This window comes from Mycoplasma testudinis ATCC 43263, from assembly GCF_000687795.1.
GTDB lineage: Bacteria > Bacillota_I > Bacilli_A > Mycoplasmatales > Mycoplasmoidaceae > Mycoplasmoides > Mycoplasmoides testudinis.
Genome location: NZ_JHXT01000018.1, coordinates 1 through 18,403, shown reverse-complemented (window position 1 = coordinate 18,403; position 18,403 = coordinate 1). Strand labels below are relative to the sequence as shown.

14 protein-coding genes are annotated in these 18,403 nt (G+C 30.7%); 8 read left to right on the top strand and 6 right to left on the bottom strand.

What is annotated here, in order from left to right:
- Positions 1 to 76: 76 nt before the first annotated feature.
- Together T384_RS0104600 and T384_RS0104595 are read left to right on the top strand one after the other, a co-directional pair.
- Positions 77 to 631, top strand: coding sequence for a hypothetical protein (locus tag T384_RS0104600; protein ID WP_027120032.1), 555 nt, complete (start codon positions 77 to 79; stop codon positions 629 to 631).
- 129 nt (positions 632 to 760) lie between these two features.
- Positions 761 to 1,411: a LemA family protein gene (locus tag T384_RS0104595; protein ID WP_027120031.1), complete on the top strand. Its 651-nt coding sequence runs from the start codon at positions 761 to 763 to the stop codon at positions 1,409 to 1,411.
- A 112-nt stretch (positions 1,412 to 1,523) separates the two neighbouring features.
- Here the strand turns inward: T384_RS0104595 and asnA are convergent, their stop codons facing one another.
- The 6 genes from asnA to T384_RS0104565 all read right to left on the bottom strand — a co-directional run bounded on the left by asnA (position 1,524) and on the right by T384_RS0104565 (position 11,413).
- Positions 1,524 to 2,504 (bottom strand): aspartate--ammonia ligase, encoded by a 981-nt coding sequence (asnA, locus tag T384_RS0104590; RefSeq protein ID WP_027120030.1) that lies wholly within the window; start codon positions 2,502 to 2,504, stop codon positions 1,524 to 1,526.
- A gap of 408 nt (positions 2,505 to 2,912) precedes the next feature.
- Positions 2,913 to 3,788 carry a hypothetical protein gene (locus tag T384_RS0104585; protein WP_027120029.1) on the bottom strand — a complete coding sequence of 292 codons (876 nt, stop codon included), beginning with the start codon at positions 3,786 to 3,788 and terminating at the stop codon, positions 2,913 to 2,915.
- A 264-nt stretch (positions 3,789 to 4,052) separates the two neighbouring features.
- Positions 4,053 to 5,225 (bottom strand): M20 metallopeptidase family protein, encoded by a 1,173-nt coding sequence (locus T384_RS0104580; RefSeq protein WP_027120028.1) that lies wholly within the window; start codon positions 5,223 to 5,225, stop codon positions 4,053 to 4,055.
- Positions 5,226 to 5,275: 50 nt separating this feature from the next.
- Positions 5,276 to 7,012 (bottom strand): phosphoenolpyruvate carboxykinase (ATP), encoded by a 1,737-nt coding sequence (locus T384_RS0104575; RefSeq protein ID WP_027120027.1) that lies wholly within the window; start codon positions 7,010 to 7,012, stop codon positions 5,276 to 5,278.
- Between the two features lie 4 nt (positions 7,013 to 7,016).
- Complete coding sequence (locus T384_RS0104570) at positions 7,017 to 8,165, bottom strand: pyridoxal-phosphate-dependent aminotransferase family protein (protein WP_027120026.1); 1,149 nt, start codon at positions 8,163 to 8,165, stop codon at positions 7,017 to 7,019.
- A gap of 143 nt (positions 8,166 to 8,308) precedes the next feature.
- Positions 8,309 to 11,413, bottom strand: a complete 3,105-nt coding sequence (locus T384_RS0104565; protein ID WP_027120025.1) for an aldehyde dehydrogenase family protein — start codon at positions 11,411 to 11,413, stop codon at positions 8,309 to 8,311.
- Positions 11,414 to 11,794: 381 nt separating this feature from the next.
- Here T384_RS0104565 and T384_RS0104560 point away from each other — a divergent pair, with 381 nt between their 5' ends.
- The 6 genes from T384_RS0104560 to T384_RS0104535 all read left to right on the top strand — a co-directional run.
- Positions 11,795 to 12,973 carry a M20 metallopeptidase family protein gene (locus tag T384_RS0104560; protein ID WP_027120024.1) on the top strand — a complete coding sequence of 393 codons (1,179 nt, stop codon included), beginning with the start codon at positions 11,795 to 11,797 and terminating at the stop codon, positions 12,971 to 12,973.
- Between the two features lie 25 nt (positions 12,974 to 12,998).
- Positions 12,999 to 13,775, top strand: a complete 777-nt coding sequence (locus tag T384_RS0104555; RefSeq protein ID WP_027120023.1) for an SDR family NAD(P)-dependent oxidoreductase — start codon at positions 12,999 to 13,001, stop codon at positions 13,773 to 13,775.
- Positions 13,776 to 13,982: 207 nt separating this feature from the next.
- Positions 13,983 to 16,124 (top strand): MFS transporter, encoded by a 2,142-nt coding sequence (locus T384_RS0104550; protein ID WP_027120022.1) that lies wholly within the window; start codon positions 13,983 to 13,985, stop codon positions 16,122 to 16,124.
- Positions 16,125 to 16,238: 114 nt separating this feature from the next.
- On the top strand, positions 16,239 to 17,708 hold the full coding sequence (locus T384_RS0104545; protein WP_027120021.1) for a DUF5378 family protein: 1,470 nt from the start codon (positions 16,239 to 16,241) through the stop codon (positions 17,706 to 17,708).
- Between the two features lie 225 nt (positions 17,709 to 17,933).
- Positions 17,934 to 18,119 (top strand): hypothetical protein, encoded by a 186-nt coding sequence (locus T384_RS0104540; protein ID WP_156933138.1) that lies wholly within the window; start codon positions 17,934 to 17,936, stop codon positions 18,117 to 18,119.
- A gap of 15 nt (positions 18,120 to 18,134) precedes the next feature.
- A partial coding sequence (locus T384_RS0104535) for a helix-turn-helix domain-containing protein (RefSeq protein WP_027120019.1) occupies positions 18,135 to 18,403 on the top strand: 269 nt, incomplete at its 3' end.

Below are 18,403 nucleotides of genomic sequence, written 5' to 3'. Positions count from 1 at the left end.
TTTTATAATATGAATGTTTATACTAAAGTTATTAAGTTTAATTCTTGTAATTAAATAAAATGAAGGAGATTTTATTTTGCAGTCACAAACAGCATCGACTATCATTGACAATAATAATGATGAACTTAAAATTGTTGAGTCTAGCAACTATAATAAAGCTTTAAAACTTTATGAATGTTTTGGCTGAACTTTACAAGAGTTAAAAGAGAATACTAACGAAGAGTTTGATCCTGCCTCAAGATCAAAGTTAAAGATGTCAAAATTATTTTTAAAGCGTTCACTTTCATCTGAAAAAAAACAAAAACTTTTGGAACACGAACTTGTGTTTGAAGATATTCTACTTAAAATTAATTCGATTAATAAAAGAGGTCTAGAACTTTTTAATCAGTTAAACGATTTTGATAATCCTGTTGCCGTTCATAACGCACAGCGTTTACTTAAAAGAAGTAAGTTATATTTTCTTATGATTCTTCCGGGTTTTATTTATGATCGGACAAGTAAAAAGAAATTAAAAAAATGAAAAACACAGTTAGAAAACGAATACGATCAATTAGTTTACGATAAAAAGCATTTTCAAGATAAGCTTGATGATATCGCTTTGTTTGCTGCTAAAATTCTCTCTTCTGACTAAACATTAAATATTATTTAATATTTTTCATTGGACGTTATCCGTTCCATTAGTTAAATTCTTATAAAGTAATTAAGTATAATAAATGAGTTTAAATACACATAATATTAAATATTGAAACGAGGATGAAGGATGTTAGTTAATACTCGGGTAGCAAGTGATCCTCAGGGATTCAACCCTAATGTAGACAATACAGTTCGACCAGTTGTAGCGACTTTTCGTCAAAAAATTGGTTGATTTCTTTTGATTATAGTTACGCTTTCAATTCTTTATTGAGTATCTATAAAATGAGCGAACTGATTTAAAAAACAGCAAATGGAAATTAATGAAATGGCTTCTAACATTGACGTTAATTTGACAAAAAGAAGAGAATTGTTACTTAAGTTATTAGAACAAACTAAAGGATACTTACACCACGAAAAAGAAACGTTTACTTTAGTGGCTAAATATCGTGGAAACAACGCTTCAAAAGACGAAGTCAATAAACTAGATGGAAATATGAGTAAGATGTTTTCTGATATTAATATTGCTTTTGAACAATACCCTCAATTAAAAGGAAATGAAACAGTTCGTGAATTAATGGGAACAACTCAGTATCTAGAAACTGAAATTGCCGCAGCGCGCAGACTATACAATAGTGAAGCAACTTCTTTTAATGCAGAAATCTTTCAGTTTCCTAAAATGATGAAAGCCGCTGCTATGAGATTACAAACATTCCCTTTATATGGTGCTTCTGCTCAACAAAAAACTGACGTTGATATGTCCAGTTTATCAGCAATCTAATAGTTTTGAACGTAAGTAAATTATGAGTAAGTAAAATAACTCGTTTTTACAAATAAAAATCAAACCCCGGTAAGTATCTGGGTTTGATTTTTTTGTTAATGATATTTTTTTCTTACAGCAGCGTAATTTTCTTCTTTTTACATTCCGCGTTAATTTCATCAGTTCAAACTGAACTTTGGATTTCTCCAATATGTTGTTTTTGTAAGAAGAAATAACATAATCGACTTTGTCCAATGCCACCGCCGATAGTTTGAGGCAGCTTGTTAGACAATAACATTTTGTGAAACATTAATTCTTTACGATCCTCAGCGTTTGCTAGCTTTAATTGTTTTCGCATCGAAGCAGCATCCACTCTAATGCCCATAGAACTTAATTCTAGTGCCTTGTCTGTTTTAGGGTTATAAACTAGAATATCTCCGTTTAAATTTCAATCATCGTAGTCTGGTGAACGTACATCATGTGGTTTTCCATTACTTAATAAATGACCAATTCCAATTAAGAAAACTGCGCCATGTTTTTTTGCAATGGCATTTTCTCTTTCTTTGGTATCTAAGTTTGGATACATATCTAACAATTCTTGAGTAGTAACAAAAGTTATTTTTTTAGGTAATTGTCAATCTTTATCATCACCATATTTTTTAATTGTTGCAAGTTGAACTTTGCGTATAATTGTATAAATTCGATTAACAACAGATTTCAAAAAATCAAGTGTTCTTTCGGTTGGTTGGATTCTTAATTCTCAATCTCATTGATCGACATAAATAGAATGTATTTCGTCTAATGTTTCATCAATTCTTAGTGCATTCATATCTGCATAAATCCCTTCATGCATTGGGATTTCATAGCGTTCAATACTTCACCGTTTTCATTTAGCAAGAGAGTGAATTACTTCAGCACTTACTCCACTGTGTTTAGAAGAAAAACCTAGACTGTGTTCTCATCCAGCTAGATTATCATTAATTCCAGTTCCTGAAGCTACGATAATAGGAGCCGAGACACGATGCAAAACTAATTCTTTACTAAAACTATTTTGAAAAAAATCCTTGATAAATTTGATTGCTTTTTGTGTTTCTAAAAGGCTTATTTTTTTCATATTATTGATTTCTCCGTACGAATATTATTGAAAAGATTATATAAGTAAATTTAAATCTATAAAAGTTTTTTTTAAATATCTTTTATATTTCTATCTATCCAATTAACACACTGGTTATTATGCGTATGCGTTTATCTAGAATTATTAATTCCATTGTTCTTAAATTAGAAAAATTTCAGTTAATGCTTTAAGCATCCGATTGCCAAGATGTATGCTGTTATTATTTTTTATATTTAAGCATAAATAAACCTAACTTTTATTAACTGGTTGATTTTTGAGAATAATGAATTATGGTGTATTTTTTCCTTTTGCTAAATATTTTAATCTTTTCTCGAAGTTTGCTGTTTGCTTATCCTTTTTAATCTTTTTAATAAATAAATTATTGTTTATATAAATTTGAAGAAAATACTAATGGGGAAGAGGAATTACTCCAGTTGGCGAAAGATCACGAATTTTCAAATATTTGAAATCCACTTCAACAACATCATTTAATCTTTTTGATCGTTCTTGTGTTACTTGATTAAACAGTAAAGTAATTGCAAATTCTGGAAATAGTTTATTTAAAACATTGCAAATTTGCAAGATGGTTCATCGTGTACTATCATCAAATATTTCCATGTTTTCAATTACACAAAAAGGTGCAACATTTTTTACCTTACCTTTTTTGATTAGTTTTTTGAAATATCTTTTTTTAGTAGATTTTTGAACATTTATTAATTTTTCTCAATTAAGAATAAAACTCGTTTTATAAATCAAATAATCCTTTAATAAATACTTTTTGTTAACGGCCACAACTTTTCTCATGAGGTGTAAATAAAATAAAGCAATACTAAAAGTTAAAACTGCAAAAATTAGTAAAACTACAGAAGTTACATTCCCAAAGCTTTGAGTGATATCGTGAACTATTTGATTAAAGTCTCCATGTATGGTTTGGGATAAAGCCGAAACAATTGGTTGAGCTACTCCCGCAATTAAACACCCAATAAAAGCGAATAAACAAAATCAACAAAAAATGTCGACAAATCACACTCATAATGGTTTACCATTAACGATGTCTGTTGAATGTTTAAAATTTGAAGAACGAAATAAAAAAGCAACCATGTAATACAAAAAGCGTGAATACTTTCGTAGGTTAAAATCTAGATAATCATTGATGATAGTATAAACCCGTTCTTCACTAAATGCGTGTCGATAATTCTTCGCTTTAAACAATAGCGTTTTGCTTGGCAAAAGAATTGATGTACCAGTAATTAATAACTTCTGATGTTTGTCTGTAGTTTTCATGAAATAAAACCTTGCTTTATAGCTTAAGATTACTTAGATATATTTTAAGCAAGGAAATGCTCTCATCTAAAGATTTTTTAAATGCAATTATTACAAACAAGAAATAAATCTTTTTGTCTTTTTTTAAAAAGTTGTTAAAATCCTATGAAATACGCTATTTTTATTAATTTAAAACTCAACTATAATGCTAAAAGCATTATATGTAGGACCCGTTGAGATCTTCTTTTGGAAAATATTCCCAGACAAAAAATAAGTTTTTTTATTTTACTTTAGGGTTTTTTCAACATAGCCAATGAAAAAACTAACCCCTGTTGGCAAAGCTTTATCTGCAAAATCGTATTTAGGATTATGAACTATTTCTTGATTACCTGTATTGACAAGACCAAACGCAGTTGGCACGTGTTTTCCGTATAAAGGGAAGTCTTCACTACCCATTAATTGAACAGCGTCAAATACATTTTCAGGGCCAAGGTATTCTCTTGCTATTTTAATTGCTTTGTCATTAATAGTAGGGTCACTAACTAAAGGTGGCAGCCCCTCGCTTTGAAAGACGAATTTTAAATTTCATTTATTTGCAGTTAATTTTGCAAACTGTCTTATTTTTTCCATGAATAATTTTCGAATTTGTTCGTCCTGAGTTCTTAAAGATCCTTGGATGATAACTTCATTTGGAATAACGTTATGAGCACTTCCTGCTGCTATTTGGCAGACTGATAAAACAGTTCTATTAACACTTGGAACGATTCTTTCTCTTATCAAATAAATACTTTGAGAAAATTCTAATGCAGCCGGAATTGGATCAATACTATTTTCTGGTGCTGAAGAATGACCGCCTTGTCCAATAAACTTCACACTGAAGGCATCGACTGAAGCCATTAATGCTTTATTTGGTTCATGTAAAAAAGCAATTGCATAATCTTTGGTTTCTGGTTTCATTAAACATGTAGGCATCCCGTGCAATCCAACGATGTTATCAAAATGGTGTTTTTTGAACAAGCCATTTTGAATTAATTTTTTGGCTCCATTAAACGCTTCCTCAGCTGGTTGGAAAATGAACTTAACATTTCCATTAAATTTTTTGGTTTTTGCTAAATACTTAGCAGCTCCTATTGCCATTGTAATGTGTCCATCATGTCCACATGCATGCATTGCACCATTTGTCGAAGCATAAGCTAGACCCGTTTTTTCTTCAATAGGCAAACCGTCAATATCAGCTCGAATTCCAACTGTTTTACCTTTTCCATTCTTCAAAGTCGCAACTAATCCTGTTTTGTATATTGATGTATCAATTTCATAACCAAAAGATTTCATATAATTAATTATCTTTTTTGTCGTGTTATGTTCGTTTAACCCAATCTCAGGTATTTGGTGAAATTCATGACGTACTTTGGCTAGTCATTCGCCTTCGGATTTTCTGATTGTGTTTAAGATTTTCATAGTTTCGTCTTTGTTATTTTGAATAGTTTGTTAAACTAATTTCATAATATTTATTTTTTGTTTTTGATTAAGAATTCGAAGAGTAATTTAGCTGCTTCTTGAGGTCCGGTAGTTTCTTGACCTTTAATTCCTAGTTTGGTTCTTAACTCGCCAACAGGAATTTGGTTATCAAACATGAATTGAAAATATTTTTTCAATAGCTTTTCAGTTTTAGCTTTTTCTTGAACTGGTCCAAACGGATTGGAAAAAAATGAGCTAACAACACCAACTTCTGATGTTGTACCTTTTGCCATTCGTAATCCATCACGAAAAATTTTAATAGCTTCAGAGCAATTATCAATTATCCGAAAACCTTTTTTGTCTTCATAGTTATTTGCTTGAAAAACATAATCTACGTTAACGCCTTGCATGACATCTTCATATGCTGTTAATGGAATAACCATTCGTGCATTTACTTCTTCGTTAGGGTTCATAAATATCGAACGGTCAATTTGTTCGTATGGATAGCCTTTGGACAAGTCGTCAACACGAACAAAAGCCCCGACTTCAGTACCATACCCAATTATTTTTTTCCCTTTAATAACTAACGTTCCCATATCATCAAAAATGGTGGTCATTTGGGTAATATAATCTTTAGCAATCATTCTAAAGGCTTCAAGAGTTTCGGATTTACCTGCTCCTGAGTCCCCAATAATTACGACATTTGCTTTCGATCCGTTTTTAAATTGCAATTGTGCCATTGCTCCATGGATTGGTAACTCATTTTTGTCTAATTTCTTTAAATTATGAAGAGTAAGTAACATCTTCTTCATATATCCAAAATAATCAATATCGATATTAGCGTTGGAATAACCGATGTAAATATTGTTTTTTAAGTCTTTGAAATAACTTACTTCTTTATGTTCGTTATTTTTTGGATAACCAAATACGTAAATCAAGTCAGGCTGGCGGTCTTTTATTTCGTTTAATGAACAAACTTCAAATAAATTAATTAAGGCACTGCCTAAAGCCATAAAATTTGTGTGAAAATATGTCATTGCAAAATAATCGCCAACTTTCAAAGGTAAAGAAATTCATTCACCGCTATCAAAACTTAAATTTTCTAGGGGGTTTTTGTTTGTTTCTTGAAAAATTCCAGACCTTTTATTTCGTTTTTGATAAGTGATAAAAGGGGGATTTAAAACAACATTTTGTACTAATGAAATATTTAATAACTCTTTGTAAACGTTAGGGAGTGTGTAGATTGCACTAGTAGTTACCAAACCTAAGTTAACTCCAGAGCGCAATTGTCGATAAACTACGTTCGGTTTACGTTGGATGTTTGTTTCAATTGTTCGGTATAAATCCAAAACAAGATCTGCAAAATTATTGTTAGCACTAATAAAATACTGAGTTTCTAAAGCTTCTTGCATTTTTTGCCCGTTAATTATCGAATACCGTTCCAAGCGCCTTCAAAAATCGTAAAGTCTTTCAATAAAATTTAAAAAGATTTTTTTATTAGTTACTAATTCATAAAAAATGGGATGTTGTTGCTTTAGTTCTTGAACATCTAAAATTGTTAATAATTTAAACAAGCGAATAATTTCTTCAGTTAAATCATATTTTTTTAAGGGTTTACTAATAAACGTAAATAATTCAGTTTTCTTAGTTTCTTCCTTTTTTAAAAACATGGATATTAAGCGTTTGAAAATTTTACTATTTAAGATATCACGATAGGTTTTACAGTATGTTTCTGAAAAATTTAAAACTGCAACTTTTTCGTTAATTGTACTTTTTAGATCTTTCATGATATTAGTTTCCTTTTGTTAAGTTTTTGTATACAAATTTTTTAATTGGTTTCATTAATTTATCGATTTCGTGGATTGATATTTCGCGGATTAATCCCAGTCTCATTCCGCGATTATTGAATTCGCCCAAAGCTGGAGCAATGATGATATTGGCTTTTTCATCTAAGTCCTTTAAAAAGTTTTTAAAGTTGAGATGTTGATGTCCAACTACTAAAACAGATTGAGAACGATCTTTTGTTTTTTTGACAAGATTTTCGAATCCAAGTTCAGCTAGTTCTGATTCAAAATAGCGGTAAATTTCTTTTTGCTTTTGTCAACGCTTAATAAGTCCTAACTCTAAAATTTCTTTTAGCGATTGGTCTAATTGAAACATTAAAGAAATAGCACTTGTTTGTGGGATTGCTTGAATCGCTGCTAATAAATTTGATGAACCTTTGGGAAAATTGAAATATCGTTTAATATCAAAATATCATTCCACTTTTTCTTTTTCTAGTCGCATTTTTCATGCCTTGGCACTGAAAGACATAAAAGATAAACCTGGGTACAAATTGAAACCTTTTTGTGAGGCGCTAGCTAAAGCATCAATATGCCATTCTGTCATTTTTAATGGATTTAAAATGGCACCACTAATCGAATCTACGCCAAAGAATACCTTGTATTTATTAGTGATTTCTCCGATTGCCTTTAAGTCATTTAAAGCTCCAGTAGAAGTTTCGCTATGAGTTACAAAGACTGCTTTTGTATCTTTGTTTTTTTTCAAAAATTCTTCAATCTGTTTTGGTTGAACAGTCTGAGATCAAGGTACTTTAATTTCATGAACATTTAGATTTTCTTGCCTTGCTAAATTAGCAGCTACATCACCAAAATAACCAATATTTGCAATTAAAACCTTATCTTTTGGCTTTAAGAAGTTGTTGAAAATTGCATTTAATGCTCCAGTTCCTGTAGATGAATAGATTACTGTTCTTCCGGTTTTGTTTAAAAATAATTTGTTAAGTTGTTTTTCCACTAGTTGTGTTAATTCATAATAACTAGAATGGCGGTGATATTCTAAGAACTCTCCCAGTTTAAGTGAACGGAAACGTTCGGGAACATTGGAAGGTCCAGGTGTTAACAAAACCTTGAAATTTGATTTGCTTGTTTTTGTTTTCATATTTTAGTTTCTTTATCTTTGAAAAATTGATTAGTATTTGATTAATAAACAGACATATTTTATATTTAATTAATAAGAGTATAAAACAAAAAAACTAGCATCATATGCGATGCTAGTTAAACTGCATATGGTTTTTTACAACACTATCATTTCTTAATTAACTTAGATCGCAATAAATTGTTTTTATTATTATTTTTGTAAATATTTTTTCGATTATTGTCAGAATGCAAAATCGGTGCATCGAACTTACCTTGTTTAATTCTTGGTGCATCAAATTTATTTAGCTTTTGTTTAGGTGTTGAAACAATCGGCTTTTTTTCTGGAGCAATCACTTTCTTTATAACAGGGGTTACAATTTTTTTACTTGTAGTAACTGCTGGACTAATTTGAGATAAACTTATTTGTTTAGCTTCAACCGGTTTAGGCAAAGCGATCACTTTAGGTTTATTGCTTAAATTTTCAAATTTGTCTTGCCCATGATTAATTGATTCTAATTCACTTGCAAAAGTTTCAGCAAAATTAGAAGATTTAGTTTTTAGTGTCTTAACTTGTTTAATTTTTTTCAGATTTTGTTTTGGTTTTTTAATTGCAACTTTTGTTTCTTTGTCAGATATCTTTGTTTTTTCAGGTTTTGTTAAAGGTTCATTCAATAAGTGAATTGTAGGAACTTTTTCAACAATTTTTACAGATTCAAACTTTACTGGAAGTTTAATTTTTTCATAATCATCGTTTGTATAAGCTGCCAACAATATTTTTTGAAGATCTACTAAAACAGGAGAACGAGGGTTGGTATTTGAACTTTTGAACGCCAATGCCCGTTCACTCATTATCGTGATTTTGGATTGATATTCGTTTTCTAATAATCCATAGGCTTTTAGCGAAGAAGCAACTTCTAATTTATTTCCTAACTGAATAAAAGCATTAATTAAATTTTTTACTTTATCGTTTGCTGTTGTGCCTTTTAGATTAATAGCTGTTGCTATTTCAGCATAAGCATCTACAAGGGTATTTGGTTTATCATGGAATTTATAGTTGGTTTTGGATCTTTGCCCAGTAGCGGTATTGTAGGCAATAACATATGGTAAAAAAATTCGAAGCCCAATACCAGTAGGACAAGCAAATTCGGTTTGTAAAGCTTTTTTTAATGAATGTGCTAAACCAACGTTTGCATTATGAACAACGCTATTGCTTAAAGCAACAGCATTTAGAATTTGGTCGTGAGCTTGTAAATTAAGCTTGTTATTGACAAAAGCTTGTGGTAATCATTTGAATAATTTTCGAATTGCTTCTAATGAATTAGGTTGTGTGTATTCGTTTGCTTTAAGGCTGACATGAGCTTCAATAGCGTTGGCTAATGCTTCCATTGCTTGAACAACGTAAGCTTGCTTATTCAAATCTTGGCTAAATTGCGAATCCACAACCACTGCATAAGGAATTAATGAAGCGTGTTTGATATAGTGGCGTTGATCATTAACCATTTTGAAAGCGTTATCACCAAATTCATTTCGACTTCCTAAATTGGTAGCAACACAAATTACTAGAATATGTTGTTTAGTTACATCGTGTTCAGAACCTGAAGCAACGTTGTATTGAAAACCAATTACTTTTGCTAAATTGATAGTGTCGATTGTCCCAAAACCCAAAATGGCTTCAGGTTTGAATAATAATGCTTGACTGACTCCAGTATCAATTGTTACTGGTACACTAAAAGCATCATGGGGAGCATATGTATGATAAATAATGTTAGCTTCATTTAAAGCTGTTTTTAAAGCTTCTCTTTTTTCGTGAGCTACAGTTGAATCTGTAACTACCATAACTTTATTAATTCCCCGGTGTTGTAAATCAGTTAATGCTCGAGATATAGACCCAAGTTTAAAATATAGTTGGGTTGGGGTTTGTAATGAAAGCATGCCTTCTCTCCGTTTCACAGTTTGCTTTATATTTAATAAATGTTTAGGTTGGAAATTTTCAGTTGTAAGTTGATTTGATCAACTTCCACAACCGTAAAGCACGCTCGGTTGTAATTGAAAATTGTAAATTGATCCAACTGTTCCTATTCCCGCTGGAGTATTAATTAATAAGCGTGATGCATTAATTGATTCGTTGAACTGATTAATAACATCAGTTTCTGTAATTTCGTTGATGAATAGACTTGCTGTGTGGCCATTGCTGTTTTTCAAAATTTCTTGTTGGATATTGAAAGCTTCATCGATTGTGTTTGCTTGATAAATCGTGATGATTGGTGCAAACCTTGGATAAGAAAATAAAGATTTATCATTTTTGTAATCTGCACTTACAAACAAAACTTTAACTGCAGCATTAACTTTTAATCCAACAATATCGCCAATTACTTGAGGAGTTTGCCCAGTAATTTGTGGATTTGTTGTTTTATTTTTTAAATTCACAAAGAGTTTTTTAGAAATTTTTTCTAGATCATCTTTTCGGGAAATTACATGGCATTCCTGATTTTGAATTTCAGTGATTAATCGAGAATAGTCTTCTTTCAAAACAATGACAATATTTTCTGCAGTTTCTAATAGACCATTATTAAATAATTTTGATTCAACAATTGACGAAACTGCTTTAGAAATATCTGCACTTGGATGAATAAAGCTAACTGTATTAGCTTGGCTTGAAATAAAATGTGATTTTCCTGATTGGCTAACTGCATTGGTTACTTCAAAGTCACCGCTTGCTATTAAATAGTTAACACCTTCTTTCAATGCTTCAGATTTTGCTGTTACATCGTCTTTTTCTAATCAACCAATGATTCCATGAGGAGCACCCGCTAGTTCTGCAGCATCAGAGATAATTTTCAATAACACAACACTTGTTTGATAGGCTTTTGGATGTGGTGCAATAATGATTCCGTTTCTGGTTTTTAAAGCCATCAAAATTTCAAAGATAATTAATGGGATACTATTTACCAGAGGCACAAATGCACCCACAACTCCAATGGGAGAATATGTTTTATCAATACCAGTTAAAGCATTGTGATAAAAAGTGCCACAGGTTTTTTCGTTTTTATAAAATTTGTAAACATTTTTACTTACATAATGAATGTTCACAGCAAGGTCTTCAAAAACCCCCAGTTTGGTTTCTTGTAAATAACTTTGGCTTAATTCAAAGCGCTTATTATTTACTGCTAAACAAACCTTTTCAAAAATTTGGTCAACATCAGCTTGACTATATGTCGCATAAGTTATTTGAGCTTTGCGTACTCGACTAATAATTTCGTTAAATTCCATCTATATAAATTCCTTGAATGAATAATAATGTTTAATTATATATAAAGTTTATTAGGATGAGCACTTTAAAAAACAGATAGTTTTTTTATGTGCTTAAAATTTCAATGAAAAATAATTGACAGGTTTAAAAGAATGAAAATAAATACTCAAAATTTCTTTTTATCATATTTATTTTGGTTAGTTTTTTTGAATTTCTGGTTTTCTTTTTTTCTGATTGTTTTTTATGCAGCAGCAAATAATTGAGGTTTTAAATTTATAGCAAATATAAAATTTTTGTTTTTGTAAAATTAAAAGAAATAAATAAAAAAATTTACTTGATTTAAGATACTAATACGGATTCAAAATTCAATTAGTAGCATTGTTATTTTAGGAGATATCAGAATGAAATTATTTGATGAAATAAAAAAATCTGAAAGTGAATGGTTAACTAAAACCCGCCACGATTTTCACACTATTCCTGAACTCGGACTTAAAGAAGTTGAAACTACTAAAAAAATCATTACCTTTTTAAAAGAATGGGGATATGAATTAGATCAAAGCACGTCAAAAACTGGAGTCGTAGCAACTTTAACAAATGGTAAGGGACCAACAGTTGGTATTCGGGCAGATATTGATGGTCTTCCTATTATTGAACAAACTGGTGCTTCTTATGCTTCTAAAAATAAAGCAATGCATGCTTGTGGTCATGATGGTCACATAACAATGGGTTTGGGAGCGGCAAAATATCTTGCCAAAACAAAAAACTTTAAAGGAACAGTTAAATTTATTTTCCAACCAGCTGAAGAAACGGGTGAAGGTGCTAAAACAATGATTAAAGGTGGTATTCTAAAAAAACATCATTTTGATTCTATTATTGCTTTACACGGAATTCCTAGTACATTACAACCAAACGTAGCTAATAAAGATTTTTATCTTGGGTTTATTATGCAGCCTGGGAAAGCATTATTAGCTTCTAGTGATATTTTCGAAGCTACTTTTATTGGCAAAGGAGGTCATTCTTCTGCTCCAGAAAACGCTAATGATCCTATTCCTGCAGCTTTAGACTTTATTCAAAGCATTTATTTAATTCGTGAACGGATTATTCCAAGCGCTGAAAGAACTGTTTTTTCTGTTTGTCAAATTTCCGCAGGAACTGCTGCTAATATTATTCCAAACTCAGTTACAGTTAAAGGAACTTTACGGAGTCAGAGTGCTGATATTCGAAAATTATTTACTGACAAAATTAAAGCATTTGCTAATGCATCTGCAAAAAAATGAAATTTAAAACTAAATTACTCAGTTCATGGCGTGCCTCCTACTATCAATAACTATGAGTGGACTCTCAAAGCAAGAAATATTGCTGAGGAAACTTTTGGTAAAGATAAGATAATTGATGCAGAAAGTGTTATGGCAAGCGAAGATTTTCCTTTATTTGTCGAAAATATCCCAGGAGTTTATGGGATTGTAAATACCGGTCCACAAGTTTCTGTACATAACCCTAAATACAATTTTGCTGATGATTCTTTACCAATAGGAGTAACCTATTTTGTTGCTTATGTTCAAAATGTTTTAAAGAAATAACTATTAGTTAAGTTAAGGAACTGATATGGCTTATAAAAATCAAAAAGTTGTTTTAGTCACAGGTGCTAGTGTCGGTATTGGCAAGGCTATATGCAAAATATTTTTGAAAAATAATTATCTTGTAATTGGTGTTGCTAGAAGAATATCTTTAATGCAAGACATGGCAGAAAAATATCATAATCGCTTTTTTCCAGTTAAAGGAGATGTCACTAAACTTACTGATTTAGTTAAAACAATAAACGCTTTACCGATGGCTTTGGTGGATATTGATATTCTTATTAACAATGCCGGTTTAGGTATTGGTTTAAACCCTGTATACGAATGTAATTTAATTGAATGAAAAAAAATGATTGATGTAAACATCAACGGACTTATCAATTTAACTCAAATCGTTAGTAAGGGAATGGTCAAAAAACGCTCAGGACACATCATTAATATTGGTTCAGTTGCAGGAACATATGCTTACCCAGGCGGTAATGTTTATGGTGCAACTAAGGCTTTTGTTAAACAATTTAGTATGAATTTACGGGCAGATTTAGCCGAGTACAATATTCGTGTATCTAATATTGAACCAGGATTAGTTGGTGAAACAGAATTCTCAAAAATTCGTTTTAAAGGAAATATCCAAAAAGCTAACCAAGTTTACGAAGGAAAAGTATGTTTAAAGCCAGTAGATATTGCAGCAGCTGTTTACTTTACAGCAGCTGTTCCTGCTAGAGTTAATATTAATACTATGGAAATAATGGCCAGTTCGCAGACTTTTGGGCCAATCAAAACTCTTAAAAAGGATGAAATGAAATAATATTTTTTCGATTTTTCTTAATTTTGTTTTCTAAAAATATTTGGTTTAATATTTGGTCTAATAAAAGTTGTTAAACTTTTATCTTTTCAAATAATTAAAGTTATTTTTGCATTATAATAACAGCACCTTTAGAGTGGTAGTTTTTTGTATATGACTACATTATTCTTATAATTTCATGTGTTATACCCTCATGAGAACGGAACTTTTATGGATTTGAATAAAAAGCAATCGCTAAGATTTCCTGAATACAAAACTAATGCCATTGCTTTATTTGATCCAAATAAATTAAGTGACAATGATCAAATTGAACTTAATAAGAAATCAAAACAGATTCGTAAATTGTGAATGGCGGCCATTGTTTTGGGTTGCTTTTTTATTCAAATGATTCCTTATGGAATTAGCCAAAATATAGCACCCGCCATTGCTAGCAATATCTTTACACAATGGTTAAGTAACCATATTATTCTTGTCAATTTAGTAATTGCTTTTTTATATCTAGGAACTGCAACTGCCGGTCCTTTTGCTGGGATGTGATTTTTTCACAGCAAAAAATCTCGTCATGTTTATTTTTCTGGATTTTTAATTTTAGCAATTGCTTATGCCTGCCTAGGAATCGGGTTTTTAACTTTGAAAAGTTTGGCAGGAACTGCTGTTATTTTATATGTCTTTGTTTTTATTATGGGAATTGGTATTTCCATTTTTAGTAATTTAGGAATTTCACAATTAATTAATCGTTGATTTATGCCAAAACAACGAGGTTTAGCGCTGGGTGTTAGTTTTATGGGAGGAAGTATTGGGACAGTTATTTTTTCTTCTTTGTTAAAGTTTTTAATTGTTGAATGAAAAAGTGAACCGTGAGCTATTTTTATATTATTTGGAGGATTAGCCTTAGTTGTTGGAAGTATAGTTACTGCAATTATAGTGCGCCATCCATATCCGGTTTTTGAAACAGTTAATAACAAAAAAACTTTTTTAAGTATTGATTTATCTAATGAATCTGGAGTTGATATAATTTCGGTAAAAAAATACCCATATTGATATTTGTTAATTATTGGTTATTTTTTGTTAACTCTAGGAATGGGAATATTAGATTCGCAAGCACAGCAAAACACCAATGGTTTAATTAATTTAAATAATCCTTTTATTAATTCTGATGGACTGATTTCTTCACAAACAGATAGTATTAGCAAAAATTTAGCATTGAATATTACAGCTGTTTATGGAGTTGCATGTTTATTTGGGAATTTAATTGGAGGGCGTTTTAACGATAAGATTGGTCCTGTAAAATCATTTTGTTTTGGATGAACAACTTTAAGTTTAGCTGGTTTTATGATGTTGTTTTCTTCAACTGCTCCAAGTGTTTTACCTTACTTATGAGGAACTTTTTCTGGTTTGGGTGTTTATATGGTTACATCTACTCCAAGCTTTTTAGCAGCCAATTTATTTGGTACTAAAACCGCTCCGAAACATTTAGGAATTTTTACACTAGTAGTTTATGGCGGACAAACAATCGGTTTGATTGTAGCTGGTTTAATAGCCGGACAGTCTGGGTTGAATGCTGATAATCAAACTTGAATTAATATTCATCATTTTCTAGGAATTCAAATTTCTGGTAATTGGACTATTGTCTGGATTGTATGTTTGATTTGCTTATTCTTAGGAGGATTAAGTATTTTAGTGGCGATCGCAGCAATTAAAAAAATGGGAATTGAAGGATTAACTAATTATTATCGATCGCTTTATGAACAAATTTTAATACAACGGAATTGATTGTTTATTTTCAAGATTTGATTTTTAAATCGTGTATTTAGAATTGATTGCTTTAAAAAAAGTTGATACCATAACTATCTTGGTTCAGATTTCAAAAAACATGAATTAAATAAAAACTTTTATCTACTTAAATCCAATTATTTAAAACAGTATTCAAATAAACAAATAAAGCATTTTGAGAAAATAAATTCTCGCCTACAAACACGCTTGCAAAAATTGATTTTAAAACAAACGAATCTGAAAGAAAGTCAACCTAATAATGCCAGTAAAATAAATTTTCGAATTTTAAAAAAGAAGGCTCGATACAATTTATTGTTAGCTGGTGATTGCTCTAATATCCAAAAATGAAAAAGGTTAGATAATTTTTTGATTGATTTAGATAATCTGAATTTTTTGCTGCATAGACGTGAATTAACAATAGAAATTAAAATAAATAAATTGAACCAAAAAATTAACCAAAATAAAACTGCTTCGCTGAAATTATCATCGCATATAGAAAAAGATTTAAGTGAATTAAAAAAATACTTTGAAGATCCCGTAAGTTTGTTATCAAATTGGTTAAAGATTAAATTTTCATAAATTATTTTAGGTATCACTTCAGTTGAAAATGATGGCATTATCCTGCTGTAGATCTTTTTTAAGAGTATAATTTTAACTCACGTTCAACGAGAAATATTTTTTGGGGAGAGATTAATGCCGTATAACACAGTAGAAGAATTAACCCCAGTTGGCCGCTGGGTCGCAGTCATAGTAATGGTTGTTATTGCAATTATTAGTATTAGCGTAATCTTATATTTAAAAAAGGTTAATAAGGTTAAGATGTGATTCAAGCCAATTGGAATTATGTCTCCACTATATCATCCTAAGCGCCGCATTAAATTGATGAAAACAGATTATGCTGTCTGAGCCGGACTCGCCGCTGCTTTTTTAATATATTGGTTTGCAGGTTATTTTTTAGTTAATGTTGTTTTATTGGCGCAATATAACCTTGCGGTTCAGCAAGCAGCAGCCCATGGTGGGATTGCTTATGTTTGGAATCCAAGTAAAATTACCTCTTCTGGTTCAATTGGCGGTTATAATGCTATCTTTAAAGATCGTTATGACGAAATTATTAAAGCTGTTAATGACGCTGGATTAACCGGCGCAGCCGCTAATCAAGAAATTATTCGCCAAGCATCTCAATCAGAACAATTGATGCCATATTTAACATCACAAACAAATTTTAATTATTATGTGTTTGATGTTCAAAATTCTATTTTTAGTGGTACTAATTTGCAAAATAATTCAATGCCATTATTAAGCCTTCCTTCAGTTACTTTACCAGGATCAACAGATTGAAGCTTTATCGAAAAATCCGCAGGTGGTAGTAATTCTCAAGAAACTATCGCTTATGATATAAATAGTCCTTTCTATATCACAACTTTATATAATAGTTTATCTTCAGCTAATTTATTTAATGGGATGAGTGACCGCGGATATTTAGATGAGCAAACATCATTGTGAGTTCATTCTTTTGTATACAGCAATGTTTTCGTGACTCCGTTATGCCAATTTTTAGGTATGGCCTTCCCGGTATCTTTAATTATGTCTCGTAAAAAAGACTATGCAACTTTTGTTGCACCGTGAGCCTTTTTAGGTGGCGCCGTTACTTTATTTGGTGGTATTGGTGGCGAAAATAACATTCACGTAACACCCCAATTTATTTTTTATGATCAACAAATGTTTTACTTGTACCACAGCTTCATTTTTGTAGTCGGCTTTAGTTGATTCTTTTATTCACACCGTTACAGCTTTGCTAGTATGACTAGTGTATATTTGTTTATGACTGGATATATGATTTGAATCGTTATTGTGTCTCACATTTTCAATATTCAATATTTCACAACCGGATTAACTCCATTAGATATGTCAGTTGGTGGATCGTATGGTGTTGTTAATAATGATTTATTATCAGACACTCTCATTCAATATCCTGGTAATGCTTTATTAATGTTCTTTGTATTTGCAAGTTTAGTGACGATTGCGATTATTGTTAAAAACGTTTTACATTATTATTACATCAAGAAAATGAATCCAAATTTGAATGACAATTATTTTGTTGATTTAAAACATACTTTAAAACTTGTTAAAGAACGAATTGAAACAATTTCAATTCGGAACTAATTACTTTGTTTTAAGTTGCTTTGATGTGAAAAATACAAAAAACTGTTTTCTTGTAGTTTAAATTGTTTCAAATAGTCCTTTGTGCTTAACAGCTCTCTTTTGCTTTTGCTATAATTTAGAAACTTTATTTAACTTTAATTTATGCCAAACCACAAAACTGCAGAGAAATTTTTTTTGTATTCATTTCTGCGTAACAAATATTTACAAACGGGTCAGAATAAATTTTTGCGGTGATTTTATTTATTACTTCTTGGCGTAAATCTTTTTGTTGTTATTTTTGTTTTTGGATTGGCAATTCTCTCAGCAGTTGAAAATAATAATGCTGCATTTTTATGATTCAAAAATCTAGATAATTGAACACAAGAAACAAATTTATTAGTGGTATGTACCCCAATTCCTGGACAAAACTAGGAAGGGGTATTTTTTATGAAATACACAGACAAATTTAAACTTAAATGCGTCTTAAACTATCAAAATGGAAAAAAGATCAAAGCACCTTGTAGTGTTGGCAAAAAAATTTTTATGACTTATGTGAAACGGTGAATAAAGTTATACAAAGATTTAGGTGAAGAAGGTCTTAAACATAATTCAAAAAATAAAAATTGGACAACTAAAGAACGGTTTAAACTGGTTTCAAAATATATAAAAGGGAAATCCATAAATTCTATTTCTTTAAAAAACCATATTAACCCAGG